Annotated in this window: 24 protein-coding genes; 20 read left to right on the top strand and 4 right to left on the bottom strand. The window is 61.9% G+C overall.

What is annotated here, in order from left to right; genetic code table 11:
- Window positions 1-50: 50 nt before the first annotated feature.
- The 3 genes from PSEK12I1_RS0113150 to PSEK12I1_RS0113140 form a co-directional block, all read right to left on the bottom strand.
- Entirely contained in the window at window positions 51-449 is a 399-nt protein-coding gene (locus PSEK12I1_RS0113150; protein ID WP_027601823.1) for a hypothetical protein, read from the bottom strand.
- A 224-nt stretch (window positions 450-673) separates the two neighbouring features.
- Window positions 674-1,162 (bottom strand): hypothetical protein, encoded by a 489-nt coding sequence (locus PSEK12I1_RS0113145; RefSeq protein WP_027601822.1) that lies wholly within the window; start codon window positions 1,160-1,162, stop codon window positions 674-676.
- A 284-nt stretch (window positions 1,163-1,446) separates the two neighbouring features.
- Window positions 1,447-1,839, bottom strand: a complete 393-nt coding sequence (locus PSEK12I1_RS0113140) for a RidA family protein (RefSeq protein ID WP_027601821.1) — start codon at window positions 1,837-1,839, stop codon at window positions 1,447-1,449.
- Between the two features lie 314 nt (window positions 1,840-2,153).
- Here PSEK12I1_RS0113140 and PSEK12I1_RS0113135 point away from each other — a divergent pair, with 314 nt between their 5' ends.
- From PSEK12I1_RS0113135 to mqo, 4 genes are all read left to right on the top strand, one after another.
- Window positions 2,154-3,779, top strand: coding sequence for a methyl-accepting chemotaxis protein (locus tag PSEK12I1_RS0113135; protein ID WP_027601820.1), 1,626 nt, complete (start codon window positions 2,154-2,156; stop codon window positions 3,777-3,779).
- Window positions 3,780-4,399: 620 nt separating this feature from the next.
- Complete coding sequence (locus PSEK12I1_RS0113130; protein ID WP_027601819.1) at window positions 4,400-5,308, top strand: AEC family transporter; 909 nt, start codon at window positions 4,400-4,402, stop codon at window positions 5,306-5,308.
- Window positions 5,309-5,404: 96 nt separating this feature from the next.
- Entirely contained in the window at window positions 5,405-5,800 is a 396-nt protein-coding gene (locus PSEK12I1_RS0113125; RefSeq protein WP_027601818.1) for a cupin domain-containing protein, read from the top strand.
- A gap of 16 nt (window positions 5,801-5,816) precedes the next feature.
- Complete coding sequence (gene mqo, locus PSEK12I1_RS0113120) at window positions 5,817-7,328, top strand: malate dehydrogenase (quinone) (RefSeq protein WP_027601817.1); 1,512 nt, start codon at window positions 5,817-5,819, stop codon at window positions 7,326-7,328.
- Between the two features lie 315 nt (window positions 7,329-7,643).
- Here mqo and PSEK12I1_RS0113115 read toward each other — a convergent pair whose 3' ends face one another.
- Complete coding sequence (locus tag PSEK12I1_RS0113115; protein WP_027599942.1) at window positions 7,644-8,567, bottom strand: LysR family transcriptional regulator; 924 nt, start codon at window positions 8,565-8,567, stop codon at window positions 7,644-7,646.
- A gap of 485 nt (window positions 8,568-9,052) precedes the next feature.
- On the opposite strand from PSEK12I1_RS0113115, the gene PSEK12I1_RS0113110 reads away from it, so the two are divergent.
- The 16 genes from PSEK12I1_RS0113110 (at window position 9,053) to PSEK12I1_RS23780 (ending at window position 25,141) form a co-directional block, all read left to right on the top strand.
- Entirely contained in the window at window positions 9,053-10,414 is a 1,362-nt protein-coding gene (locus PSEK12I1_RS0113110; RefSeq protein WP_027601816.1) for a dicarboxylate/amino acid:cation symporter, read from the top strand.
- A gap of 110 nt (window positions 10,415-10,524) precedes the next feature.
- Window positions 10,525-11,943 (top strand): 3-isopropylmalate dehydratase large subunit, encoded by a 1,419-nt coding sequence (gene leuC / locus PSEK12I1_RS0113105; RefSeq protein WP_027601815.1) that lies wholly within the window; start codon window positions 10,525-10,527, stop codon window positions 11,941-11,943.
- Between the two features lie 11 nt (window positions 11,944-11,954).
- On the top strand, window positions 11,955-12,623 hold the full coding sequence (gene leuD / locus PSEK12I1_RS0113100) for a 3-isopropylmalate dehydratase small subunit (RefSeq protein WP_027601814.1): 669 nt from the start codon (window positions 11,955-11,957) through the stop codon (window positions 12,621-12,623).
- Between the two features lie 719 nt (window positions 12,624-13,342).
- Entirely contained in the window at window positions 13,343-14,656 is a 1,314-nt protein-coding gene (locus PSEK12I1_RS25105; protein WP_051399114.1) for a PAS domain-containing methyl-accepting chemotaxis protein, read from the top strand.
- Between the two features lie 696 nt (window positions 14,657-15,352).
- Window positions 15,353-16,237: a ParA family protein gene (locus PSEK12I1_RS0113090; RefSeq protein ID WP_037006980.1), complete on the top strand. Its 885-nt coding sequence runs from the start codon at window positions 15,353-15,355 to the stop codon at window positions 16,235-16,237.
- A gap of 1 nt (window position 16,238) precedes the next feature.
- On the top strand, window positions 16,239-17,003 hold the full coding sequence (locus tag PSEK12I1_RS0113085) for a hypothetical protein (RefSeq protein WP_027601812.1): 765 nt from the start codon (window positions 16,239-16,241) through the stop codon (window positions 17,001-17,003).
- Window positions 17,003-17,704, top strand: coding sequence for a DUF2786 domain-containing protein (locus tag PSEK12I1_RS0113080; RefSeq protein ID WP_027601811.1), 702 nt, complete (start codon window positions 17,003-17,005; stop codon window positions 17,702-17,704). Before PSEK12I1_RS0113085 ends, PSEK12I1_RS0113080 begins: the two co-directional genes overlap by 1 nt.
- Window positions 17,701-19,113, top strand: coding sequence for a replicative DNA helicase (gene dnaB, locus PSEK12I1_RS0113075; RefSeq protein ID WP_081737490.1), 1,413 nt, complete (start codon window positions 17,701-17,703; stop codon window positions 19,111-19,113). The genes PSEK12I1_RS0113080 and dnaB overlap by 4 nt, the downstream gene beginning before the upstream one ends.
- Entirely contained in the window at window positions 19,110-19,700 is a 591-nt protein-coding gene (locus PSEK12I1_RS24605) for a hypothetical protein (protein WP_051399113.1), read from the top strand. The genes dnaB and PSEK12I1_RS24605 overlap by 4 nt, the downstream gene beginning before the upstream one ends.
- Window positions 19,701-20,064: 364 nt before the next feature.
- On the top strand, window positions 20,065-20,388 hold the full coding sequence (locus tag PSEK12I1_RS0113065; protein ID WP_027601809.1) for a hypothetical protein: 324 nt from the start codon (window positions 20,065-20,067) through the stop codon (window positions 20,386-20,388).
- 1 nt (window position 20,389) lies between these two features.
- A complete protein-coding gene (locus PSEK12I1_RS0113060; protein ID WP_027601808.1) occupies window positions 20,390-20,779 on the top strand; it encodes a hypothetical protein in 390 nt (129 codons plus the stop codon).
- Window positions 20,776-21,015, top strand: a complete 240-nt coding sequence (locus tag PSEK12I1_RS0113055; RefSeq protein ID WP_007160909.1) for a hypothetical protein — start codon at window positions 20,776-20,778, stop codon at window positions 21,013-21,015. Before PSEK12I1_RS0113060 ends, PSEK12I1_RS0113055 begins: the two co-directional genes overlap by 4 nt.
- A complete protein-coding gene (locus PSEK12I1_RS24390) occupies window positions 21,012-21,290 on the top strand; it encodes an Arc family DNA-binding protein (RefSeq protein WP_081737487.1) in 279 nt (92 codons plus the stop codon). The genes PSEK12I1_RS0113055 and PSEK12I1_RS24390 overlap by 4 nt, the downstream gene beginning before the upstream one ends.
- On the top strand, window positions 21,287-23,035 hold the full coding sequence (locus PSEK12I1_RS0113045) for a ParB family protein (RefSeq protein WP_027601807.1): 1,749 nt from the start codon (window positions 21,287-21,289) through the stop codon (window positions 23,033-23,035). The genes PSEK12I1_RS24390 and PSEK12I1_RS0113045 overlap by 4 nt, the downstream gene beginning before the upstream one ends.
- Before the next feature lie 37 nt (window positions 23,036-23,072).
- Entirely contained in the window at window positions 23,073-23,849 is a 777-nt protein-coding gene (locus PSEK12I1_RS23785; protein WP_051399112.1) for an STY4526/YPO1902 family pathogenicity island replication protein, read from the top strand.
- Window positions 23,846-25,141: an STY4528 family pathogenicity island replication protein gene (locus PSEK12I1_RS23780; RefSeq protein WP_051399111.1), complete on the top strand. Its 1,296-nt coding sequence runs from the start codon at window positions 23,846-23,848 to the stop codon at window positions 25,139-25,141. Before PSEK12I1_RS23785 ends, PSEK12I1_RS23780 begins: the two co-directional genes overlap by 4 nt.
- Window positions 25,142-25,343: the final 202 nt, after the last annotated feature.

Genomic DNA, 25,343 nt, shown 5'->3' with positions numbered 1-25,343 from the left:
CGGCCGCTGGCCGCCCATGACGGCAGCCTGCAGAGCGGCCACCGGCCCGTTTAGAAGATCGCCAAGCTATCCAGGACCGCCGTGTAGAGCGCGGTCCCGTAGGTGACCACGCCGAGCGGCACCCCCACGGCGGCGCCCAGGATCAGGGCGCAGACCAGCAGCGCCACCAGCGGTATCCCGAACACGGGCTGCACCAGTAAGTGGCCAGGGTCGGTCTGCCCGGCCGCCTTGGCCTTGGACGCCGCTGCCGGGTTGCCGGCGTCGGCACGGGAGCGCGTGGCGGGCGCAGGCTGCTCACGCCCGGGCCTGGCCTTGCCTTCCATCTCGATCAGGTTGGCGATATCGGCGAGGGTGCCGCTGTTGCGGGTGATCTGCTCATGAGCAGCGCGGAGGGAATCGGGCTTGGCCGTGCGGCCTGCACCGCGAGGAGGTCTTCGTGAGGCGGTCATAGTGCAAGAAACGGCGGAGAAGGCGCTTAGAATGACACAGACTGAGGTTAGGGTTGTTAACCTTAATCGCGTGCATGGCTAATTGCCACCACCTCTTTTCCTGCAGCAAGGCCTGGGTGCGCAATGAGTGCCCAACGGCCCTGGTTCCGGCAAGTCAGAGGCGGCCTGGGTACGAATCTGCCTGAGCGCCTTTCGACAGACCGACAACTCGCCTCAGGAGGACCTCAGGGTGCTGACTTCGCCGGTACCTGCTTGAGCAGCGGAACGCTGATTTCTTCTTCGGCCTCGAGCGCGGCCAGCGCCAGGTGAATGGCTTCGAGCCGCTCCTGTGCCGAGTAGTCTTCCCCATCGTCAGGCAGATCCAACTGTGGTTCAGCGCCGCCAAGGGACGGCCATTCTCGGGCTTCAGCGTGGTCCTCGGCGAGATGGTGAGCCAGGGTTTCCAGCGAGGGAACGGGCGGCGGCTCACCCCCTTCAGCCGCCTGGGCGGCCTCGCTCGGGTCCGGCCTACCCATGCGCTCGGGCGCAGCGCCCTGCTGGAGGTACAGCGCCACCGCTGTCCCCTCGCCCTGACCCTTGGCGGTCAACGCCGCCTGGGTGCGCGCCAGTTCGAGGGTGGGCACTATCCCGGCCTGGTACAGGGCCAACAGCTCGGCATCGACATAGCCCAGCAAGAGGTAATTCGTTGACGTTTCACTGCCATCTGCCCGCATCTCAGTGCTTCCTGAACCGGTTGAAGAATCGCGCCCCTGGATCGCGCAGTCGAATGCCGCAACCGACATTCTGCCGGCAATGCCGATCGCGCGACAGGAAGGGTCGCTCACGCGAGGAGAGCAATGCGCTTTCAAGGCAGCCAGGACGCAGCAAATCCGCTCGCGGAGACCGCGCTCAGCAGGCCGAGCAGCGGAGTCTTCCGACGCGCTCACCAGCCTTGCCGTGCTGAGTGAGGGCTGCAAGAACAAAGGCAACCGGGATGCTTGGCCGCAGCCGGCCAGGTCTATCGCTGCACGGCGATGCACTTGATCTCCGCGAGGAGTCCGGCACGGGCCAGCTCGGCGACGCCGATGCAGGTCCAGGCGCATGTCCCCCTGGGAAAAAGCGCATCCTTCACGCGCCTGAACACCGGCATGTGCCTGGGCAGGTCGACGTGGAACGTCGTCAGCTCGACCACGTCCTGGAAGGTGCAGCCACCCGCGGCCAGGACAGTGCGAAGATTTTCCCAGGCTGCCCGGAATTGCTGCTCGGGGTCCTCGATAACCTCCAGGTCCGGCGAGCGGCCCACCTGCCCTGCGCAATAGAGCGTCTTGCCGACCTTCACGGCGGGGACATAACCCGCACGCTCCACGAGCAGGCTCATGCTGTCAGGGATGATCAACTGGCGGTCTGTCATCGTCTTCGCGCTCACGGCCATAGCCACAGAAAGCACAGGCTAACAACAAGCGCGCTTCGCAGCCTAGTCCAGGCTTTTCCTGGGCAGCCTCGAGCGCAGGTCCGATCGGGACCGCCCCAACCGCCTGGAGTGACGGTCAGGGTCACTCATCCCGCAGACGACTGTCGCTCTTCCGGCGGAAGCCCGTACCGACTGCCCGGATTCAAGCCCTCACAGCGAAAATCGGCTGAAACCCGCGTTCTAGACAGCTTTTTTCTCAAGTTACCGCGACCCTTGCCGTTACGTTTCTCACACTCCTCAACCGGTACATGGATATGACCCTTCGCGCGTTCAACATCGCCACCCGCAGCCTGCTGTGCTTCGGCCTCCTCGCCTTGCTGGTAGCCGGGCTGGGTATTTTCGGCATCACCCAGATGTCGCAGATCAGGGACCAGAGTCTGGTGATCGAAACGAGCAGCATCCCGGGGATCGTGGAAGCCGATAACCTGGCCCTGCAACTGGCCCGGACCCGCATCGAGGTGCTGCGCCTGCTGGCCATTCCTGATGCCGCTACCGTCGCCAACACGCGCAAGAAGATCGAGAGCATCAGTGGCGAGGTCGCCGACGCCTTCGGCCGCTATGCCGGCATGGTCAGCTCCGACCGTGAGCGCCAGGCCTTCGAGACCCTGCGCCAGGTCCACCGGGACTACCTCAACAACGTCAACCAATTGGCCGATCTGGTCGCCGCCGGCAAGGTGGAAGAAGGCCGGGCCCTGGTGCAGGCGGCCATGGCCCAACTGGGCACCAAGATGAACGAGAGCACCGAGGCCCTGCGCAAGGTGAACCAGGAGGACGTCAAGGCAGCCACCGAGGACGCGGGCATCACCTATAGCCACTCCAAGACGATCACCTGGCTGTCCATCGGCCTCGCGCTGGGCCTGACCCTCCTGCTGGCCTGGCGCATGACGGTCAGCCTGACCTACCCCATAGCCACCGCGGTGGCCGCGGCCAGGGTCATTGCCAGCGGCGACCTGACCCAGACCCTGGACGCCCGTGGTCACGATGAGGCTGCCCAACTGCTGCAGGCCATGCAGCAGATGCAGACCAATCTGCGCGACACCCTGGGCCATCTGGGCCAGTCGGCCACCCAGCTGGCCTCCGCCGCCGAGGAAATGACCGCCGTCATGCAGGAGAGCGCCAACCGCCTGCAGCAGCAGAACAGCGAGATCGAGATGGCCGCCACCGCGGTGACCGAGATGAGCCAGGCGGTCGAGGAAGTGGCCGGCAACGCCACCTCCACCTCCACCGATTCGCGCCAGGCCGCGGCCAGCGCGCGTGACGGCCAGCAGCAGCTGGGCAATACCCTGGTTGCGATCGAGACCCTGACCGACAACGTGATGAGCGCCAGCGATCGCGCTCGCGAGCTGGCCGAACAGACCCGCAATATCAGCCAGGTCCTCGACGTCATCCGCTCGGTGGCCGAGCAGACCAACCTGCTGGCGCTCAATGCGGCCATCGAGGCCGCGCGGGCAGGCGATGCCGGTCGCGGCTTCGCGGTGGTGGCGGATGAGGTCCGGGGCCTGGCCCAGCGTACCGGTGACAGCACGCGCGAAATCGAGAAGATGATCGGCAGCATCCAGCACGGCACCGGCCAGACCGTGAATGCCTTGCTGACCAGTGCCGACCAGGCGCGCCAGACCCGCGAACAGGCGCAGGCCGCCAGCGGCGCCCTGGAGACCATCGCCCAGTCGGTGTCGGGTATCGATGAGCGGAACCTGGTGATCGCCAGTGCCGCGGAAGAACAGGCGCAGGTGGCCCGCGAGGTCGACCGTAATCTGGTAAGGATCCGCGACCTGTCGGTCCAGACGGCGACCGGCGCAGAACAGACCCGCGCCGCCAGCCAGCAGCTGTCTGAACTGGCAGTCGAGCTGAACGGACAGATTCGCCGGTTCCGCGTGTAGACGTCGCCGCGCCTCCAGGTACCACCTCCCCTCCCGGGTCCTGTCGGCAACCGGCCGGCAGGCTGACGCAGGGTTGCGACCCGGGAAGTACGACCCGATCCGGGTGATACTCGACGGGCTCCGAGCGGTACCGAGCGAGCGCTAGGACGGAGTAACGATGACGTCGTTCGAGTGAGAGGACGGCGTCGCCGTAATTGGCGGAGCGCGCCAACCTGACTCCTGGACCTCTAGCCCTGCGGAACGCAGCGTCAAGGACCTCGGGGCCATCTAGACGGCCTGCATAACGTCCTAAATCCTCCCGGCCTGGCCGTCGTACGGTGGAATATCTATCTGCCTGGTATTGAAATTAGACCAAGGTCTAATTCAGACGAACGGTAATCAAACTCTGTAAACGAACATGTCCCTTTGCCATCATAGAAAAGGCAGAGGGTCTTTGTAGAGCCTTTCAAACGCAGCGGATCCTGTTGTATCGCTTACCTGCGTGCCTACACCACCTTGCCCTCCTCCACTACCGACAGCCTTACGCGGAATTGGGAGTTTCGGATGTCAAGCCGTTCATTCGCTGATCCAAGGCACTCTGGCAATGCGCTTCCTGTCTCTGTGACGGCGAGGCAGCGGCCATGATCGAAACCATTTCTCAGGCACTCGCCCCCATCATCTTCGTCACGGCCTTGGGCTGGTGCGCCGGCCGCTGGGGCATCCTGCAACAAACGGCGAGCAAGCCTCTCGCCACCTTCGTGGTCACCTTCGCCCTGCCTATTGCGCTGCTGCTCGCCGCCGCCAAAACCCGTCCCGAGCAGATTCTCAACCTGCCCTATGTGGCAACCCTGGCGTCCGGCCTGATCGGGATCTGGCTGCTGGGTCTGCTGCTCGGTCGTTACCGGGGCGGGCACACCTGGCGCGAAGCGACCATGCGCGCCATCACGGTGTCCTTTCCCAATATGGCCTACTGCGGGCCGCCCGTCCTGATCGCTGCCGTCGGCCCCTCCGCCGTGCTGGCGGTGATCGTCGGCAACCTGATCTACACCCTGCTGGTGCTCCCGCTGTCGCTGGTGCTGTTGAGCGGCGGCGGCGCGCGCCAGGCGCTCGGCAAGGCCCTGCGTCAGCCCCTGGTACTGCTGCCCCTGCTGGGCCTCGCCTGCGCGCTGCTGGGTATCCGGCTGCCGCAGCTGCTGGTGTCGGCGACGGACGAGATCGGCCGGGCAGCCGGCGGCGTTGCCCTGTTCACCCTGGGCCTGATCCTGTCTGGCATCCGGCCGAGCCTTGATCGCGACATCGTCCTCAACCTGGGGCTGAAGAATCTGCTGCAACCGCTGGTGATGCTCGCTGTGGGCGTAGCCGTCGGCCTGCAGGGCGAGCTGCTCCAGCAGGTGTTCCTGCTCGGCGTGCTGCCTGCCGCCACGGCAGCGCCCACCCTGGCCATGGCCCATGGCGTCTACAGCGAGGACGCGGCGCGCAGCGTGTTGTTCAGCACCCTGCTGGCCATCCCGGGCATAGCGTTGGGCATCGTGCTGGCCGCCCATCTGTAGCAGGCGGCGCACCCGCATTCAGGGCCTGGCGGATGCCCTGTGTCATCCGGCAAATCCGCCCACTCCGATCACTCACCCAGGCTTTAGGAGACGGAAATGGCTATTCGATGTGTACGGCTCTGGACCGGCAGCGAGGGTGATTCGCTGTTCGAGGAAGGCCATCTGGAATTGGGCGAAGGCCTGCACGGCAAGGCGTCGGGCCTGCCGATCGCGGTCACCGAACTGTCCTTTCAGGAAACCACCGCGGGGGGCTCCTTCGCCTGGCACCAGGACCCGCAGCCCCAATTCGTCATCACCCTCACCGGCACCCTGGAATTCGAGGTGAAGTCAGGCCAGACCTTCGTGCTGCGGCCCGGCGACGTGTTGCTGGCCCAGGACGACACCGGCTCCGGGCACCGCTGGAAGCTGCTCGGCGACGAGCCCTGGCGTCGTGCCTATGTCCTCTACGAACCCGGCGCCGACCTGCGCTTCGTCCCCCATACCGCCGCCTGACCTGGAGCAACCGATCATGTCCCTGTCTTCCACGGATTCACCCGACGTCGTGCTGATTGGCGCCGGCATCATGAGCGCCACCCTGGGCACCCTGCTCAAGGAGCTGGACCCCAGCCTGAGCGTGACCCTGTTCGAGAGCCTGCACGATTGCGCCCAGGAGAGCTCCCAGGGCTGGAACAACGCCGGCACCGGCCATGCCGCCAATTGCGAGCTGAACTACACCCCGCAACGTGACGACGGCAGCGTCGACATCGCCAAGGCGCTCAAGGTGAACACCCAGTTCGACCTCTCGCGCCAGCTATGGGCCCACCTGGTCCGCAAGGGCGCCATCCCCGACCCGCAGGCCTTCATCCACGCCTGCCCGCACCTGAGTTTCGTCTGGGGTGCGGACAACGTCGCCTTCCTGCTTGAGCGCTACCGCACCATGAGCGCCCACCACTGCTATCAGGGCATGGAATACAGCGAAGACCGCGCGCAGATCGCCGAGTGGGCACCGCTGATCATGGAAGGGCGCAGCGCCGACGAACCGGTGGCCGCGACCCGCATGGTCACCGGGACCGATGTCGATTACGGTGCCCTCACCCACCTGCTGGTGCGCCAGCTCAGCCAGCAATCGGGCTTCGCCGTGCACTACCACCAGCGGGTGGTCGACCTGGCCCGTACCGACGGCGGTCGCTGGCGGGTGACGGTGGAGGACGTCGAGCACGGCGGCCGGACTGAGGTCACCGCCCGGTTCGTCTTCATCGGCGCCGGTGGCGGTTCGCTGCCGCTGTTGCAGAAGTCCGGCATCCCCGAAGGCCATGGCTTTGGCGGCTTTCCCATCTCCGGCATCTGGCTGCGCTGCGATGTCCCGGCGCTGGCCGAACGGCACCAGGCCAAGGTCTATGGCAAGGCACCCTCGGGTTCGCCGCCGATGTCGGTACCGCACCTGGATACCCGCATCGTCGGTGGCCAGCGCTCGCTCCTGTTCGGACCCTATGCGGGCTTTTCCACGCGCTTCCTCAAGCACGGCGCCCTGACCGATCTCTTCACCTCGCTACGCCACGACAACATCCTGCCGCTGCTGAACGTGGCCAAGGACAATATGGACCTGACCGAGTACCTGATCGGGCAGATCTTCCAGAGCGCCAACCAGCAGTTCGCCATGCTGCAGCAATTCTTCCCCCTGGCGCTGAAGCGCGACTGGCAGGAAGCCGTGGCCGGGCAGCGAGTGCAGACCATCAAGCCCACCGGCCAGCACGGCCTGCTGAGCAAGAAGGGTGAGCTGGAATTCGGCACCGAGCTGGTGAGCGCTGCGGATCGGTCCATCGCCGCGCTGCTGGGCGCCTCGCCCGGTGCCTCGACGGCGGCGGCCATCGCCCTGGAGGTGCTGGAAACCTGCTTCCCGGAGCGCCTCACCGAAGACGCCTGGCTGCCGGCGCTGCGACTCATCCTGCCCACCTACGGCCTCGATCTAAAGACCGATGCGGCGGCCTGCCGGCAGAGTCGCGCCGAGACCGCCAAGGTCCTGGGGATCGTTGACGTCTGAGACAGGCCAGCCTCAGCCCATCCCTGCCCAGCAGCAAGGCGGCTGGGCGTTGCCAGCGTGGCGGTAGCGCAGCGCAGTAGTCAGTGTCTCCGCTACCGCTACCTTCTCGGGCATCGAGTAATGACCTGGGCAATACCCGCGGCAATGCCATCCTTTTTGTTCACCATTGGGCCTGGAGCAGGCGTGACGATATTTTGCGGCAGATCTACGGCAGCCAGGTTGAGATTCGGCACCCTGGCGTTGACCACTTGAAAATCCCTGCTTCGGCGAAGACGGCCATCCTTCGCCACCTGGCCGGAGTTCAGCAGGATGTAGTCAGTCTTCAGGATGGCCTGAATCTTCACCCATGGCGTTGATGTTGGAGAAACGCTCGACCAGGAAATCAATCAGGCTGCGCACTCGAGCCGACAGATGCAGTTGTTGCGGATACACCGCATAGATATCCGCCTGCTCGGTGTAGTCTTCCAACACGACTTTGAGGCGACCGCTGCGTACATAGCGGGCCAGATCCCATTCGGAACGCTGCAGAATCCCATACCCTTCCAGCGCCCAATTCAGGGCCACCTCGCCGTCGTTACAGCTCAGTACGCCATGGACCTTAACATTCTGGGTTCGCCCGCCATGATTGAAGTTCCAGACGCCGTAGGTCGCCTCATTCTGGCGTAGAAAGATACAGCTATGGTTCTGCAGGTCCGCGAGTCGGGTCGGGGTGCCATGCTTTTCCAGATACAGGGAAGAGGCGCATAGCAGTCGGCGATTGGCGGCGATCTTGCGTGCGTGGAAAGCCGCATCCGGGAGGTTGCCGATGCGGATGGCCAGATCGAAACCATGGGTCGCAAGATCCAGAGGGTGATCGCTGAGCTCGAGTTGCACCTTCACTTCCGGATAACGGGTATGAAAGGCCGCTAGGGCCGGGCCGATATAGCGCCGGCCAAAACCCAGGGTCGCATTGACGCGTATCAGGCCCTTGGGTGTGGCGCGACAACTGCTGACCAGCTGCTCCACCTCATTGATCTGAGTGAGGATACGTTCGGCGTGGCTGAAATACATCTCACCTTCGGCGGTCAGGCTCATGGAGCGGGTGGTGCGATTGACCAGGCGAATGCCCAGGCGTGCCTCCAGCGCGCTCAGACGCTTGCTCACCGCCGGCGGCGTCACGCCCAGATCACGGGCTGTTGCCGCCAGGCTGCCCTTCTCCGCGAGCAGATGGAAAAAGGCGAGATCGAGGGTCTGACTCATTGTTAACCCAGAGTTAATTAAGTAGTAATTTCTAAGCACTCACACTGTAGCGATCACTATATATACTCCTATCACCTTCTGCTGAACAGCCTGCGGCCAGCCAGGTCACGAGCCTGCTGGCGAGCCAGATCCTGTTATCGGGACAATTACGACCGAAGCAGTTTTCAGGCGTGCGTAGCGAACTAAGAACCAGGCCACCGGATCATAGGCCCGCCTATTCCGGCGAAGAAGGTCAGCGTCGAAATGTGCCTGTTATAACCAGGCCATATCCAAACCCTTGATATTAACCGAGGAGATAGCTGCAGCCATTCCGCTCGTCCGTAAAAAGCCTGAAAGCCCAACTCGCATTAGACGAACGCATTACTGAAGATGATTGATCGCTGATCGGCTTGATTGCCTCAAGTGATGATTCAGACATCCCGCGGCCGGACAGAAAACTGTTCTCGCGATGTCTCCTGACAAAAATAACAATGCAGGATTCCATAATGAAAAAAGCGCTCGGAAAGCTATATGTACAGGTATTGCTCGCCGTAATAGCCGGCTCCCTTGTCGGTGTACTGTTTCCCGAAACGGGCGCCGCGTTGAAACCTCTGGGTGACGCCTTCATCAAGCTCATCAAGATGCTATTGGCGCCGGTCATCTTCCTCACGGTCGTGACCGGCATCGCGGGCATGGAAAACATGAAAGAACTGGGGCGGGTCGGTTTTCGCGCCCTGATCTATTTCGAAGTGGTTTCCACCCTGGCGCTTGTCGTCGGTCTGGTGGTGGCCAATGTATTGAGCCCCGGCAGTGGAATGAATGTCGACGTCTCGACCCTGGATACCTCAAGTCTCAGCGGCTATGCCACGGCGGCCAAGCATACGTCGGCCATGGACTTCTTGATGGGCATCATTCCCCACACGATCGTCGACGCCTTCGCGAAAGGCAACGTGCTGCAGATCCTCCTCTTTTCCGTCTTGCTGGGGGTAGCCCTGGCCAATGCCGGGCCCCGGGCGAAGCTCTTCGTGGACACGCTCGACAGCCTGACGCAAGGCATGTTTCGGATCGTCAGCATGGTGATGCGCCTGGCCCCTATCGGTGCCTTCGGCGCGATCGCCTTCACCATCGGCAAATACGGATTCGGCTCGCTGTTTTCGCTGGGCAAGCTGGTGGCCTGCGTCTATCTCACCTGCGCCCTCTTCGTGATCTTCGTGCTGGGGCCGATCTGCCGCTACAGCGGCTTCAGCCTCTGGAAGTTCCTGAAGTACATCAAGGAAGAACTGTTCACCGTGCTGGGGACCTGCTCTTCCGAATCGGTGTTGCCACAAATGATCTCGAAGATGGAAAGAGCGGGTGTATCCAAGCCGGTGGCAGGACTCGTCATCCCATCGGGCCTGACCTTCAATCCCGATGGACAGGCCATCTATTACACCATTGCCGCCATCTTTATCGCCCAGGCGACGAATACGCCTCTGACACTGACCGATCAGCTGATCGTGCTGACCGTTCTGATGTTTACCTCCAAGGGATCCGCGGGCGTGGCCGGCGCAGGCTTCATCATCCTCACCGCGACCCTGGCCTCGCTCGACACCATCCCGGTGGCCGGCATGGTGCTGCTGCTGGGCGTGGATCGTTTCATGTCCGAGGCGCGGGGGATCACCAACACGATTGGAAATGGTGTGGGGACGATGGCCATTGCCAAGTGGGTCGGCGCCTTGGACGCCAACAAGATGAATAGAGCGCTCAATGGCGAAGAATCGGAAGAGGCACCCAATGCTGCGCGAGCGGAAACCGCCAAATCGGCCACATCACCGAGCGAGACTCTCGTGCAACTGCCCGATGTTACAAGTCGGGCGCTCAAACACTGATAAAGGTTCAGTTTTGTTTGGTACCTGTAGATGAAAAACACGCACTCGTTGCTCGATTCGATCTAAGAGCCAGTTTCCTGGCAGACAAAAACTCAAAGCAGGATATTGCGATGGTTAGCAAAACGCTTTACGACAAACTCTGGGATTCGCACCTGGTTAAACAGCGCGACGATGGCTCGGCGCTGCTCTATATCGACCGTCACATCATTCACGAAGTGACTTCCCCGCAAGCCTTCGAAGGCTTGCGTCTGAGTGGCCGCACGCCATGGCGAGTCGATACCAACATTGCGACCCCGGACCACAACGTGCCGACTACGCCGGAGCGCAAGGGCGGCATCGCCGCCATTACCGATCCGGTTTCGCGTCTGCAAGTGCAGACCCTCGACGACAACTGCGATCAGTACGGCATCACCGAATTCAAGATGAACGACATTCGCCACGGTATCGTCCATGTCATCGCGCCGGAACAGGGCGCCACCCTGCCGGGCATGACCGTGGTCTGCGGCGATTCCCATACCGCCACCCACGGCGCCTTCGCTGCGCTGGCACACGGTATCGGCACCTCCGAGGTCGAGCATGTGCTGGCGACCCAGTGCCTGGTCGCCAAGAAGATGAAGAACATGCTGGTTTCCGTCGATGGCCAATTGCCGTTCGGCGTCACCGCCAAGGACATCATCCTCGCGGTAATCGGCAAGATCGGTACCGCCGGGGGTAACGGCCACGCCATCGAGTTCGCGGGCAGCGCCATCCGGGACCTGTCCATGGAAGGCCGCATGACCATCTGCAACATGGCCATCGAGGCCGGCGCCCGCGTCGGCCTGGTAGCGACGGACGAAAAGACCATCGCCTACGTCGAGGGCCGTCCGTTCGCCCCGAAAGGCGTGGAGTGGGAGATGGCCGTCGAAGCCTGGAAAGATATGGTGTCTGACACCGGCGCCCATTTCGACAAGGTCGTCGAGCTCGACGCCGCGCAGATCAAGCCACAAGTCAGCTGGGGCACTTCGCCGGAAATGGTCCTGGCCGTGGACCAGAACATTCCCGATCCTGCCCAGGAGCTGGACCCGATCAAGCGCGATTCCATCGTCCGTGCCTTGAAGTACATGGGCCTGACCCCTAACCAGGCCATCACCAACATCCAGCTCGATCGCGTGTTCATTGGCTCATGCACCAATTCGCGGATCGAAGACCTGCGTGCTGCGGCCGTGATCGCCAAGGGCCGCAAAGTGGCTTCGACCATCAAGCAGGCCCTGGTCGTGCCGGGCTCGGGTCTGGTGAAAGCCCAGGCCGAAGCGGAGGGCCTGGACAAGATTTTCCTCGAAGCCGGTTTCGAGTGGCGCGAGCCAGGTTGCTCGATGTGCCTGGCAATGAACCCGGACCGCCTGGAGTCCGGCGAGCATTGCGCCTCCACCTCCAACCGCAATTTCGCCGGACGCCAGGGAGCCGGTGGTCGTACCCACCTGGTCAGCCCAGCCATGGCCGCCGCCGCGGCGGTGAACGGTCGTTTCGTCGACGTCCGCGATCTGATCTGAAGGAGACAAGCATGAAAGCCTTTACCCAGCACACAGGACTCGTCGCCCCTCTGGACCGCGCCAACATCGACACCGACCAGATCATTCCCAAGCAATTCCTGAAGTCGATTTACCGGACGGGTTTCGGCCCCAATCTGTTTGATGAATGGCGCTACCTGGATGAGGGACAGCCGTACCAGGACAATTCCAAGCGGCCACTGAACAGGGATTTCGTCCTTAACGCCGAGCGTTATCAGGGCAGCAGCGTCTTGCTGGCCCGGGAGAACTTCGGCTGTGGCTCCAGTCGCGAGCATGCGCCCTGGGCCTTGGAGGAATACGGTTTCCGCAGCATCATCGCGCCGAGTTTCGCCGATATCTTCTTCAACAACAGCTTCAAGAACGGCCTGCTGCCGATCGTCTTGAGCGATAGCGAAGTGGACGAGCTTTTCAAGCAGGTAGAGGCCAATCCGGGCTATCAGCTGCACATCGACCTGCAGGCCCAGACCGTGACCCGCCCCGATGGCAAGGTACTGAGTTTCGAGATCGACGGCTTCCGCAAACACTGCCTGGTCGAAGGACTGGATGATATCGGCCTGACCTTGCTGGAAGCCGATGCGATCAGGGCGTTCGAGGTCAAGCACCGTGCCCGTCAGCCCTGGCTGTTCAGAAATGCTGAAGAGCTGACACCAGCGCTTGGGTAACAGCCATGAACCTCTGATCACCCTTGTTTCAGTGACATCAGCTTCACCTTGAAATAAGCCGACATCCCCTCTCGCTCTGGTTTCAAAGACGACCTGGCGGACGACCACTCATCGCTCCGTTCAGGTCGGCTTTCGGAGAGAGAGGGGCCCCAGTGGGGCCGTGGTTGCGTTGTTTAGACCCTCCCTGTGTCCAACTACACCGGCGTGAAGACTGCATAAGCGGTGCCGCCGCGTCGACAGATCGATGGCATCTCGAGCAGCACCCGTTCGCCCTCCTCCATATCCAACTGCTGGCCATCGTCAGGCAGATGGAGGCTGCGCGCTGCCCTCACCTCAACGCGGCCTTTCGCGTCTTCCCGCTAACGGCTGTGGGCCGCCCGACCACGTTACGCAGCACCGCCGGCGGTCAAGATCCCGTTGATGAAGCTCAGCATCGATCCGCAGCTGTGGCGAATGCTGTAGTACAAGAAGCGGATGGCTCAGGGCCCGGTGCAGCTGGCCCATTCCGTAATGGACTCGCTGGGCCGTTTGAAACCGCCCTATCGTCTGTGTTTTACCGATGGGCCTCCGCGAGTCTCTGCGCCGTCGCCGCACATTGACCGCACGTTCGATCTGCAACCCAGCTTTAATATCGCGTTAAAGATAATTGCGCTCGTGCCGACATTTGATATCAAACAGACATCACATGTCCGGCCATATCACCTACCTGGAACCGCCCTATGTCCATCCTTCAGCATCTGTCCATCATGCGTGGTCTCGACGTAATCGCTTCCGCTGTCGAGCAACCCGAGGCCGCAGCCAGGCTCGATTCGCTCACCGGGCCAGCCCCGGTGCGCAGGGTAGCTGAAGGCCTGAAGGTACTGCTGGCTCGCCAGGGGACACTCGACGCCCAGTTGCACGAGATGCAAAGCGAGATCGAACAGCTGACCGCTCGCCTCGCCGAGCGCGAAGCCGCGGCTGACCGTTTGGCAACCCGCTTCGACCTGGTCAATCGTGCTACCAGTGAAGGCCTGTGGGATATGGAAGTGGTCGCCGGAGATCCGGTCAACCCGCGTAATGCGTTCTGGTGGTCGGATCAGTTTCGCGCCCTGCTGGGCTTTCGCAACGAGCAAGACTTCCCGAACGAGCTCGGAAGCTGGGCCAATCGGCTACACCCGGAGGACAGCAAACCGACTCTGGACGCATTCGCCCGGCACCTGAATGATCGCAGCGGCAACACCCCCTATGACATCGAGTACCGGGTAGCGACCAAGAGCGGCGAATATCGCTGGTTTCGTGCGAGCGGCGAGACCCTCCGCGACGCCAAGGGTACGCCGCTGCGTGTGGCGGGCTCCCTCAGGGACATCCATGATCAGCGCCAGCGCGATGCTGAACTCGAGGTGACCCTGACGCGTTTCGAGCTTGCCCGCGAAATGCTCAACGATGGTCTCTGGGACATGGAGGTGATAGCGGGCGATCCGGTCAATCCGCAGAATCCCTTCTGGTGGTCGCCCCAGTTCCGCCGCCTGCTGGGATTCGAGACGGTCGAAGAATTTCCCGATGTTCTCGACAGCTGGGCGTCCCGCCTGCATCCCGAGGACAAGCAACGCAGCATCGAGGCCTTTGGTGCCCACCTCAACGACCGCAGTGGCAAGACGGGCTTCGATATCACCTACCGCCTGAAATTGAAGGATGGCAGCTACCGCTGGTTCCGGGCGCGGGGTCAGACCCGACGCGCCCATGACGGCACGCCAATGCGGGTGGTGGGTGCCCTGACCGATATCCATGCCACCCATGAGCAGAATGCCCTTCGCGATTCTCAGCAGGCCCAGCATCGCGAGATGGAAGAAAACCTGAAGAACGTCACCGATATCGTCAGTTCGATCCAGGGCATCGCCGCCCAGACCAACCTGCTGGCGCTCAATGCCGCGATCGAAGCGGCACGAGCCGGCGAGGCGGGACGAGGCTTTGCGGTGGTAGCCGACGAAGTTCGCAAGCTGGCTACGCGCACGTCCGAAGCGACGCAGCGGGCGGCCACCATGATCCAACAGTGACGGTGCGCACGCCCTGGCTGCCTGGCCTGAACCGCCAACTGGCGGTGCAGTCAGCTAGAGAGAGTGCTCCAGCTCATCTTTCAGGTTGGCTTATCTGAAGGCTTCGAACTGAACCTGCCCCCGCCATGCGCGGGGGCTTTTTTTTGCCGATATGAAGCCAACCGTTCGCCACGCCAGGGCGCATGACGCCTCCCCTACCGAACACCTCTCCCCTGTGGCAGTCGAATCCGTGCCCACCGGCGTGGCGCTGACATCCGCGCCGGTTCAGACGCCCGAGGTGACGCTGCCTGTCCGGCAATCTCCAACCGTCCCTCAGACGCCGGGCACCTTTTCGGCGACTACCGTACCGGTAGCCGTTCCACCCCAGGCGAGGGGGGCACTCTTTAAGGGTCTAGTGCGGGATACGTTTCAGCGTTGGCAGCAGGCCTGGCCTTCTAGCGTACAACCCAAGGCCGGCGGCACGCCTGACTGGGCGATTACACCTTAGGACAAGGACTCCTCGCACCCTGAGAGAGCCTTTTAGTTTTCCTGGCCATAGGCCTGAAACGCAAAAACCCTCCTTGCGGAGGGTTTCTGGTGAAGATGGTGGGTCGTGTGGGATTCGAACCTACGACCAATTGGTTAAAAGCCAATTGCTTTTGACCCACCACTGCACCCAGGCGCGACGCGCCTCTCAGTGAAAACAAGCGGCCTCTAATGAACCCATTAGAGGCTGCAAATTTGAAAACTACATCTGCAATTTCGACCAAGGGCGGTACAGGAAAAACCACCAAGACCGCCAACCTAGGCGCGTTCTGTGCCGATGCGGGGCTCCGCACCCTACTGATCGACCTGGATCCTGTCCAGCCTTCCCTTTCGTCCTACTACGACCTCGTTGAGCCCGCCCCCTGCGGCGTCTTCGAGCTGATCGCCAGCAACGAGACACGCCTCGACCGCATCGTCTCCAAGACGAATATCCAGAATCTGTCGCTGATCTATTCCAACGATCCGCACAACCACCTGATCAACCTCCTCCTGCAGGCGCCCGATGGCCGGCTTCGCCTGGCTCATCTCAAGGACATCTTCCAGGACGACTTCGACCTGGTGCTGATCGATACGCAGGGCGCCCGCACCGTGCTCCTCGAGATGGTGATGCTCGCTTCGGATCTCGCCGTCTCCCCCCTCCCCCCTGAAATGCTATCTGCCCGCGAATTTAACCGCGGCACATTGCAGATGCTGGACGGACTCCGACCCTATGCCCGCCTTGGGCTACCGGTTCCGCCCATCAAGGCCGTGGTGAACGGTCTGGATCTAACTTCAGACGCGCGCCAGCTGGATGCGACGATTCGGGAGACCTTCCGGGGCCATGCCGATATCCAGGTCATAGATACCGTCATCCCTGATGCAGTGGTCTATTGCGAGTCGGCGACTCATGGGATCCCTGCACACCGTCTGGAGTACAGGCAGCCTAGCAACCGTCAGGCACCCGCTGCCCTGCAGGTGATCCGCAACCTCGCCATCGAACTCTTCCCGGAATGGACTGACCGCTTCACAGCCATGAACGAATCGGCCGTGCATGCCCTGGTGAGAGAGGGCAAGTGAGATGGCCACAGCCCAAAAGCATGATCTAACCCAGGCCACAGGTATCACTGCAGAGGTGGTGCTGGAACAGGGAAAGTTCTACGACGCGAAGGATTTCCGCAAAGTGCAGACCGGGCTCTCCAGCGCGGCCCGCGAGCTTCGTGCGCTGACCCAGTACGGCAACTCGATCCACGGCCGCCTCGGCGCGAGACTCTCCCAAGAGCAGCGCGAGCTGCTGAGCAACGCTGCTGCACTACTGGACTCGGTGAAGTACAACGTCGAGCACGCCAAGGAACGGAAGGCACGAGAGGAGAAGGCTGCAGCCAAGCTTCGTGAGCAACACGAGCGACAAGCGAAGCAACTGGTCGCCCAGCATTTCCAACTGCCGACAACGACGGTCGAGCAGCAGATCGAAGTACTGAAGTTGTACATCGCCATCAGGCCCATCACCGATGGCTGGTTGCTGAAACAAGATGGTCACCTTCGCGACATGATGCTGTCTCCAGCTCCAAGCTGGACAACCACCAATAAATGGCGTCTGGACCAGGTAATCAGCCTCATCGCTGATCTGAAATCCACCATCGAATATCACCTTGTTTTCGTTGACCAGGCTCCCTCCCAGCGGCTGGAGTCCCTACAGCAGCGAATCGATGAGGTACGGGAGGCGCAGCTTTCGAAGCCCAGCGCCCAGGAGACCATCAAGGTCTGGACCGAAGCGCTGCTGGAAGTCGCAAAGGCATCAGGTCCAGCGACGTCGATGGCTTCCTCTCAGGGGGGAGCCGCCTGATGGACGCCAACAAGCAGAAGATCCTGGAGCGCGTCGCCAAGTGCTTCGCGCTGGCCAAGGACGCCGGCGCCGCGCCGAACGAAGCTGAGATCGCGCTGCGTCAGGCGCGCAAGCTCATGCAGCAGCACAACCTCATGGACGTTGACGTCCAGGCAGTGCTCGCCAGCGAAGCAGTCGTTGCCACCGGCACCCGCAAAGCACCCGCCCATTGGCTTCACCAGCTCGCACTGGTGTGTGCCCAGGCATTCGATTGCGATCCCCTGGCCTTTCGCGATCAGCGCCTGGGGTGGGCTTTCAAGTTCGTCGGTATCGGTGTCGGGCCTGAGATGGCCAGCTACGCCTATTCCGCACTCCACCAGCAACTTCTGGCCGCTCGCAAGGTGTTCGTCCGCAGTCAAACTCGCTGCAAGCTGGCCACCAAACGCCGCCGTGGCCAGGTCTTCGCCGAAGGCTGGATCGAAGCAGTCAGCGTCAAGGTCCACCAGTTCGCCAAGGGCAAACCAGACGAGACCCAGCGCGTCATCGACGCCTACCTGGCCGTTCACCATCCTCACCTGACCACCGTAGAGCTTGAGCATCTCGAGGCCAAAGGGCACGACGTGCGAGCGCGCTATCAGGGCTACGAGCTGGGGACTCAAGCTCAGCTTCACCGCGGCGTTGGCCAGCGCGGCGAACAGGTAGCGCTGGGAAGTCGGCCATGAGCGTCACTCAGCTCCTGGAAGTCCCCGCCCACGATCACACCGTGCATGTCTCAGACGCTGAGCGCGTAGCAGCCAGCTTGGTCCCGCCTCACTCTCAAGAGGCCGAGCAGTCCGTCCTGGGCGGGCTGATGCTCGACAACAGCACCTGGGACCTGATCGCAGATGTGCTGCTGGAGGAAGACTTCTTCTTCCGCCACCACCAGCTCATATTCCGGCGAATCGCCCTGCTCGCCTCGCAATCGCGACCCTTCGATGTCGTGACCCTCGCCGAGGTGATGCCCGACGTCGACGAGGTGGGCGGCCTTGCCTATCTGGGAACCTTGGCCAAGGACACCCCCTCGGTCGCCAACATCGTCGCGTACGCAGAGATCGTCGCCCAGCGGGCGCACCTGCGCCGCCTGATCCTACTGGGCTTTGCCAGCAGCCGCGAGGCGTCAGCACCGGGTGCCAATCCCGCCGAAGTGCAGGAGCAGACCGAGCAGCGGCTGTTCGCGCTTGGCCAAGACCGCAAGGCCGCCGAGTTCTGCAATGTCACAGCTACCTTGCACAAGCTGATCGACATCATCGACGAGCGCTTCAACAACCCTATGGCGGTGACAGGCGTTCCCTCGGGCCTCAACGATCTGGATGCCCTCACCTCGGGATGGCAGGACACCGACCTGATCATCGTCGGCGCCCGTCCCGCTATGGGCAAGACCGCCTTCTTGCTGAACTGCATTAGAAGCGCGCTCCAACATGCGTGCAGTAAATCAGTACAGGTCTACAGCCTAGAGATGCCGGCTGAACAACTGATGCTCAGGTTGGTGGCGATCATCGGCCGCATCGATGCCGCGAAGCTGAAAAGCGGCCAGCTGGAGGATGAGGACTGGCCGAAGCTGACCATGGCCGTCAACACCATCAACAGCTTTGGCGATCGCCTAGTCATCGACGACCAGGCTGGCCTGTCCCCCACGATGCTACGCGCCAGAGCCCGTCGCGCCGCGCGCCGCTTCGGCCCGCCTGCCCTGATCCTGGTCGACTACCTGCAGCTGATGCGCTGCGAAGGCCAAGAGAACCGCGCCAATGAGATCGCCGAGATCTCTCGCTCGCTCAAGGCGCTCGCCAAAGAGATGAAGTGCCCGGTCATCGCGCTCTCCCAACTCAACCGGGGACTGGAGTCCCGGCCGAATAAGCGGCCTGGCCTTGCCGATCTGCGTGAGTCCGGCGCCATCGAGCAGGACGCGGACGTGATCATGTTCCTCTACCGCGACGAGTACTACCACCCGGATACCGAGCTCAAGGGCATCGCTGAGCTGATCGTTGGCAAATTCCGTAACGGCCAAGTCGGCACGGTCCGCGCCGCCTTCATCGCCCAACAGACGCGCTTCGAGAACCTGAGCGCGCAGGCCTGGCAGGAGATGAACGCATGATCCCGCTGATCGATTTCACTACCGAGTCGCTGATCCCGCTGCTGCACAAGCTCGCCATTGAGGGTTTGGAAAAATCACCCTGCCCCTCTGCGTGGTGGATGGAAGACAGCTTGTGGATCGAGGACGCCTGGCTTACCGCGGGCCTGAACATCGAGCTGAATCACCTACCTCAGCAGTTGAAACCCAAAGACTGGGCAAACCTGCTGGTCACGCAGGGGCTGGTATCGCGGCCGCAACGCTATGTACTCCATTACGACTCGAAGTTCGGAGGTCGCGCGCGCTGGCGTCATCTCGTGCGGGTCACCCAGGACGTGCTTCCCATCAACGTCATCGAGGCTGCCTACCCATGGCATCTCTACGAGATTCAGGACCATCCATTCATGGAATGGGGAATCCCCGGGGATACGCATGCCACACGTCCTCTGACGAGCCCCTGGCGTTTAGGTCTGCTGCTTCCCGATCCCGCCACGCTTGATTCGCATCGTCGGCCGTCTTCAGTCCTGCCAGTTCCTCATGCAGTGATAGCCACTTATCACGAGGCGATAGTTGCCGGATCTGATCGGGCAGCCAGGAGTGACGTTGAATGAGCGCGTACTCGATGGCTTCCAGACCTGCCAACGTCCAGCCTCGGGCTAGAGCTAACGCATCACCCAATGCGCAAAGGCAGAAGGTCTGCTCGTACCACTCACGCGCGGCGATGTGCTCATCCTGGCCAAAGCGTGCCTCGGCCTCTGCCCATATCGCTTTGGCCAATTCGCTGTACGTCTGTACCTCTCTAGGTTTCATGCCGGACCTCCTGTGGTCTGGGTGGGTTTGGTTGGCACCGCCGACCTTACCACCGGATGCGTCCGGCACCCTTTCGCGCCCGGCGGCCACCGCCGCCAAGCCGGTGCTTCTTCCCTGCCCTTCCCTCCGATCTGTCGCCGGCGGGAGCCGGCAAGGAGCTGCTCAATGAGCCCGCAAGCCATGTTGTCTGGGGTTACTCACCAGTGCCGCAACTGCGGCCATCACCTCTGCCGCCGCCCCCTCACCGCTGATGAGTTCATAGCCTGCAGCGTCTGCCATTCGCTCGACGTGAAGCCCTTGCAGGTCTTCGATCAGCCAGCGCCTGGTCCCTTCCACGACACTACCGTCGTCTTCCGCGTCGCCGGCTCCCGAAATGATGCGGCAGGGCTGATCAAGACCCTGGATCTGCTGTTCAAGGACGATGGTCTGGCCGAGATCGTCGCCATAGAGTCGGGCAACCAGCTCCAGCAACGGGCGGGAGGCCAATGACATGCTCTCCCATCACACCCCTGAACAGGATCTCCCTTCCCATACCGATCGCGAACGTGACCGGCAGAGGTTGGATGCAGCGCTGAACGACTTCCTGGCCAAAGGTGGCCAAGTCGTCGAAGTGAAGCCGACCGAGCGCGCCGTCGGCGGCCCTAGCTTCGTCATCAGCGCCCAGCGTGAGGAGCTGCGCCAGCTCGCCGAGGCCAAGCCGGCAACCGAAGTTTCCGATGAGGACCTGGTGCGGCTCCTTCGAGCCCGCGCCTTGCTCGGGGATACCCTTCGCACCGCATCCAAGCGCTTGCAACAGCCCCTGGAGCGTTGTCATGCCCTGGCCCGAGCGCATCGTCTGCCTTTCAAAGTGGGGTACGTGAAAGGGGGTAGCCGCACATGACGACGCCCGCCCATGCGCTACGTGGTGCCAACAAGAACCTGCAGGACCTGGTGGCGTTCGCCCTGGACGAGGGCTGGATCGTCGCCCGTACCAAGGGCGGGCACGTCAAGTTCTTGAAAGTCGGCTACTGCCCCATTTTCACGTCTTTCACGCCCAGCGATCGCCGCGCCGGCCTCAATGCCCGCGCCCAGCTGCGCCGTGCCCAGCCTATGAACGAATTGGACCAGACCCTATGACTACCACAACCAAGCGCAAGCCATCCGTACGGAAATCTGCAACAGAGGATGAGAAGTTCGTCGTCCGCTTTCCCAAGGGACTGCGTCCTCAAATCGCTGAGGCGGCCAAGCAGGCCCATCGCTCGATGAACGCCGAGATCATCAGCCGCATGGGCCGCACGCTCGAGCTCGAGGATGAGGTCTTTCGCCTGCAGCGCGTGATCGACCAACTGCTGGCCGCCAATGATGAGCCCAGCCGGCCGGCAGCTCGTGCTGCTCAGGAGATCCATGCATGAGCAAGCCCAGCAACGAAGCGGTCACTCAACGTCTGTTAGCCGCTGGCTTCCCTGGATCGAGCGCCCCTGTGGCACGCCTGGCGGATCCGATCAAGGAAACGCCTATGGTCCTGACACTGGATGAAGTCGGCCCCTACAACCGGAACCCCCGGACTGCACGGAACCCTCTCTATGACGAGATAAAGGCATCCATCAGAGCGCGGGGACTGGACCAGCCGTTTCCAGTAACCAAACGCCCGGGTGAAGACAAGTTCATCATTCGTACCGGCGGCAACACGCGCCTCGAAATCCTCAACGAGCTCTGGAAGGAGACGAGGGACGAGCGCTACTACCGCCTCCACTGCCTATTCCGCCCTTGGACTGACCGCGGCGAGATCGTCTCGCTGACCGGCCACCTCGCAGAGAATGATCTGCGGGGCAACCTCATGTTCGTCGAGCGTGCAGTCAGTATCGATGCTGCTCGTGAACTATATGCCCAGGAAGCCGGCCGAGAGATCTCTCAGCGGGAGCTTGTAAGGAAGCTGGCTGAGGATGGATATCGCATATCCCAATCCCATATCAGCAAGATGCAAGAGGCATTGAGGACGCTAGTACCAGCCATTCCTGGTTTGCTCTACTCAGGTCTCGGAAAGCATCAGGTCGAAAAACTGCTCACTCTACGTAGCGCTGCTTTGAAAACTTGGGTGAGCTTCAACGGTGAGGAGACAGACTTCGAGCTACTGTACCAAGAAGTGCTCAACGGCTTTGATGGTCACACCGACAACTTTGTCTTCGAGTCCATCCAGGACGAACTGATCGGCCAGATCCGCAGAGCGCTGAATGTCAGCTACGAAGAAGTACTCAAGGCGATCCTCGATCATCAGGACAGTAGCCGCCGCTCACAACTAGTGGGGGTGCAGGTGCCTGACGGCCAGGTTCCGCAGGTCCCTGCTACCGGTGCTATCGCTCACGCGACTGGCAACATGGCCACACTGGAACAGCCACCAGGAACGCCCAGCAAGCAGAAGCAGGGTGTTGCCTCCCCTTCTACACCACCGCCACTCCCCGAGCGTACCGGTGGCTCCGGTGCAGTCGACACCACTCCGCCGCAGCACACTCCGCCGGACCCCGAGCAGCTCTCCGAACAGGAGCGTGCCGCTCGACTGAACGGCCACATCGTCACGCCTGATGGCATCGGTCAAAAGGTAAGGGACGTTCAGCGCCGCATCGCGGCCGAGCACGGCGAAACCTTGCCTGACTTCAACAGTGATGCCCTGCGCGCGATCCCGGTCCAGGCCGGCGGCCTGCATGCCATCTCGGATGTCTGGTACATCGAGCGCAACACCGATACTCCTGAGGAGTTGCGTAAGGGCCTGCGAGCGCTGGTCTTCGAAATTGCCCAGCTGTGCGACGTTCCTAGTGAGCTGCTCAAGCCCACCGATTTCGCACTCGGCTTCACGCTTTCTACCCCTCAGTCAGAGCTGACCGCACGCGGAACAACGTCCTGGCAATTCTTGCAGTCGTTGACGGGCATGTACAGCTACGTGGTGTCGCGTGATCCAGAGAGTGCCGAGGCGCTCAAGGCAAGCATCGCGGAAGAGAACGCGACCTTCGCCCTGAACCTCGGCCAGCTACTCCTTGGCGATCCCCTTTTCGATAGCAAGCCAGCCAGCACCGAAGGCCGCATGACCGATGCCGCCGTCGTGAAGCTGTTCCGGGTGATCCGTCTCGCCCGCCGGCTGATCGAACTCGAGGCTGGGCAGTAGCCCGGTCACCTTCTGGACCTGCATTAGGAAGTCGCATATGTCCACGAAGTACAACCCCATGAACCAGGCGCTGATGGATCTGATCCTCCATCACTTGCGCAACGGCCAGGTCCAGCGCTGCCTGGATATTGGCCTGGACGTTGAAGTCTTGAATCTGCTGCGTCAGCCGCAGGCTCACAGCATCCTGAAAAATGCCCCGGCGCGCTGGTGCAAGATCCAGATCGATCTCGACATGGTCAAGAAGCTCTTGGAGAACTGCGAACGCGATGAGCGCGAAACCCGCCTCGTGCATCGCGCCATCCAGCTGGGTGCCACCAACGGCATGATCCGCGAATTCTTCGGCATGGCCCCCAGCGAGATCAGCGTGGTGCGCCAACTCCTGAATGTTCCCGGTCGCTCCGGCCGGGTGGCAGGGCTCAACGATACCGCCCAGGTCTGGTATCGCTTCCTCGACCTGATGAGCGCTCATGAGGTGGATCACAATGACGCCATCGCTCTGCTCGACATTTGCATGATGATCACCGAGGAGCTCAACGGACCCTTCGAGTCCGTCAAGGACAGGCACGACCAGATCACCCTCGGCCTCATCTGGAATCTCGTACAGACCTGGCTCAACGAAGGCCTCTACCCGCCCAAGACCGCCCGGGCACCGCTCTTGCTGATTTCAGATGCTCGGAAGCGGCGAGATCGGCAACTCGGTGATGAGCAAGCCTCTAGCGATGCCCTGCCCCAGGTGCAAGAACAGGAGCAGCCCGCTGCCATCGGGCAAATGAGCTTGATCGAGCTGGATTCGGCAGAAGGCGACAATAGGTGAAAACCACTGCTCCACGCGGCGCCCATCTACTCGGTCGCGCCTTGGACGTTGCAGCGTCACACCTGAACGTCCATGTCCAAGCCCAGCGCGACTACAAGCAAAAAACCGGCGAAGACCTACCCAAGGAATTCGCCGGCATCGTTTTCAGCGGTAACCCTCACGAGACCGTTCCTCGCCGACTGCTGCTCGATGACCGTCTCTCGCCCCTCGAGCGCAACGCCTGGCAGGTGTTTCGCCTGCTCATGAACGGTGATGGCGTCACTGCGTTCCCGACCTACGATCAGCTGCGCCCCTACCTGGGCAACAACCCAGGCCGTCCCGCTTCGCGTGAGACCGTGGCCAAGGCCCTGACCGTACTGCGCCTGACTCGCTGGCTGAGCCTCGGCCGCCGTGTTCGCGACGCGATTACCGGCCAGGTCCAGGGCAACATCTACATCCTGCACGACGAGCCCGTGGCCTACTCCGAGGCCATACAACTCGATCAAGATTATCTCCCCCTCGTAGCAAACGGCCTCGAGCACTCGAACAGCTCAATCCGCGAGATCGCCGGCCTGACTTTTGACGAGATGCTGGTCAGCGAGACCCAGGACTTACCCACTCGCGTCGAGGTGTTCAGAGAGCGATTCCGCGCCCAAGGGCTCGAAGATCCGGCGCGTGCGGCGGCGCCACCCGCTGAGTTCGGATTCCGAACGCCGGTCTTGGCAGCTATGAATCACCTGAGTTCGGATTCCGAACTCAGTCAAAAAAATCCAGTCGATCAGGTCCTGAGCCTCAGTTCGGAATCCGAACTCAGTGAAAATCCAGGGGTTTCACCCTTAGTTCGGAATCCGAACTCATCTAGTACGTATACGAATACAACTACTGATGTATCTAAAAGCTCTGTACTGCGCGAGCAGGCAGACGCGGATCTTGCGTGGCCTAGCGCCTATCAACGGATGACGTCGGAGCAGCAACAGCGAGCCCAGCTCGTGATCCTGGCTGTTCCCGCAGACATTCGGGTGCTCTTGGTGAAGCAATGGGGCGTCCGCTGCGCCTCGGGCAAGGTAGCAAAGCCCTTTGGCTACCTGATGAAACTCATCCAGAAGGCCCAGACCGGTGACTTCAACGCCGGTTGGCAGCCCGCCGCAGTTCAATCCGAAGCTCCAGCCATGCCAAACCAGGCCCCTTCGGTTCCGACAGTTCCGCGGTTTGAACCGGCCACTGTCCAGCCAAAGGCAGTCAGTGACGCTCAAACCGGGAATGACGTATTGAAAAGTCTTCGGAAGATGATGGGCCGCGGAGGTAGCGAATGATCTCCGCTCGCCCCTTCCTCATCTGCTCAACTTCAGCGCCCGAGGCTAGGGGTGATTCCCGGGGAATCACTCACCCGGCCGAATCCACAGACGATTCCCGGGGAATCACCAACCTACTCGAAGCTCAAGGTAATTCCCGGGGAATCACTCATCCGGCCGAAGCCCAAGGTGATTCCCGGGGAATCACTCACCTACTCGAAGC

Origin of the sequence: Pseudomonas sp. MOIL14HWK12:I1 (assembly GCF_000510705.1) — a bacterium.
Classification (GTDB): domain Bacteria; phylum Pseudomonadota; class Gammaproteobacteria; order Pseudomonadales; family Pseudomonadaceae; genus Chryseomonas; species Chryseomonas oryzihabitans.
This window is presented reverse-complemented; position numbering and strand designations above follow the sequence as displayed.

Excerpts from the sequence above, each read along its gene's own strand:
- PSEK12I1_RS0113115 (WP_027599942.1), bottom strand. The coding sequence starts at position 8,567 with ATGAGTCAGACCCTCGATCTCGCCTTTTTCCATCTGCTCGCGGAGAAG.
- PSEK12I1_RS0113110 (WP_027601816.1), top strand. The coding sequence starts at position 9,053 with ATGAAAAAAGCGCTCGGAAAGCTATATGTACAGGTATTGCTCGCCGTA.
- PSEK12I1_RS0113055 (WP_007160909.1), top strand. The coding sequence starts at position 20,776 with ATGACGACGCCCGCCCATGCGCTACGTGGTGCCAACAAGAACCTGCAG.
- PSEK12I1_RS0113080 (WP_027601811.1), top strand. The coding sequence starts at position 17,003 with ATGGACGCCAACAAGCAGAAGATCCTGGAGCGCGTCGCCAAGTGCTTC.
- PSEK12I1_RS0113145 (WP_027601822.1), bottom strand. The coding sequence starts at position 1,162 with ATGCGGGCAGATGGCAGTGAAACGTCAACGAATTACCTCTTGCTGGGC.
- PSEK12I1_RS25105 (WP_051399114.1), top strand. The coding sequence starts at position 13,343 with ATGTCCATCCTTCAGCATCTGTCCATCATGCGTGGTCTCGACGTAATC.
- PSEK12I1_RS0113130 (WP_027601819.1), top strand. The coding sequence starts at position 4,400 with ATGATCGAAACCATTTCTCAGGCACTCGCCCCCATCATCTTCGTCACG.
- PSEK12I1_RS0113150 (WP_027601823.1), bottom strand. The coding sequence starts at position 449 with ATGACCGCCTCACGAAGACCTCCTCGCGGTGCAGGCCGCACGGCCAAG.
- PSEK12I1_RS0113140 (WP_027601821.1), bottom strand. The coding sequence starts at position 1,839 with ATGACAGACCGCCAGTTGATCATCCCTGACAGCATGAGCCTGCTCGTG.
- leuC (WP_027601815.1), top strand. The coding sequence starts at position 10,525 with ATGGTTAGCAAAACGCTTTACGACAAACTCTGGGATTCGCACCTGGTT.
- leuD (WP_027601814.1), top strand. The coding sequence starts at position 11,955 with ATGAAAGCCTTTACCCAGCACACAGGACTCGTCGCCCCTCTGGACCGC.
- PSEK12I1_RS24605 (WP_051399113.1), top strand. The coding sequence starts at position 19,110 with ATGATCCCGCTGATCGATTTCACTACCGAGTCGCTGATCCCGCTGCTG.
- PSEK12I1_RS0113065 (WP_027601809.1), top strand. The coding sequence starts at position 20,065 with ATGAGCCCGCAAGCCATGTTGTCTGGGGTTACTCACCAGTGCCGCAAC.
- PSEK12I1_RS0113135 (WP_027601820.1), top strand. The coding sequence starts at position 2,154 with ATGACCCTTCGCGCGTTCAACATCGCCACCCGCAGCCTGCTGTGCTTC.
- PSEK12I1_RS23785 (WP_051399112.1), top strand. The coding sequence starts at position 23,073 with ATGTCCACGAAGTACAACCCCATGAACCAGGCGCTGATGGATCTGATC.
- PSEK12I1_RS0113085 (WP_027601812.1), top strand. The coding sequence starts at position 16,239 with ATGGCCACAGCCCAAAAGCATGATCTAACCCAGGCCACAGGTATCACT.
- dnaB (WP_081737490.1), top strand. The coding sequence starts at position 17,701 with ATGAGCGTCACTCAGCTCCTGGAAGTCCCCGCCCACGATCACACCGTG.
- mqo (WP_027601817.1), top strand. The coding sequence starts at position 5,817 with ATGTCCCTGTCTTCCACGGATTCACCCGACGTCGTGCTGATTGGCGCC.
- PSEK12I1_RS24390 (WP_081737487.1), top strand. The coding sequence starts at position 21,012 with ATGACTACCACAACCAAGCGCAAGCCATCCGTACGGAAATCTGCAACA.
- PSEK12I1_RS0113060 (WP_027601808.1), top strand. The coding sequence starts at position 20,390 with ATGCTCTCCCATCACACCCCTGAACAGGATCTCCCTTCCCATACCGAT.
- PSEK12I1_RS0113045 (WP_027601807.1), top strand. The coding sequence starts at position 21,287 with ATGAGCAAGCCCAGCAACGAAGCGGTCACTCAACGTCTGTTAGCCGCT.
- PSEK12I1_RS0113090 (WP_037006980.1), top strand. The coding sequence starts at position 15,353 with ATGAACCCATTAGAGGCTGCAAATTTGAAAACTACATCTGCAATTTCG.
- PSEK12I1_RS0113125 (WP_027601818.1), top strand. The coding sequence starts at position 5,405 with ATGGCTATTCGATGTGTACGGCTCTGGACCGGCAGCGAGGGTGATTCG.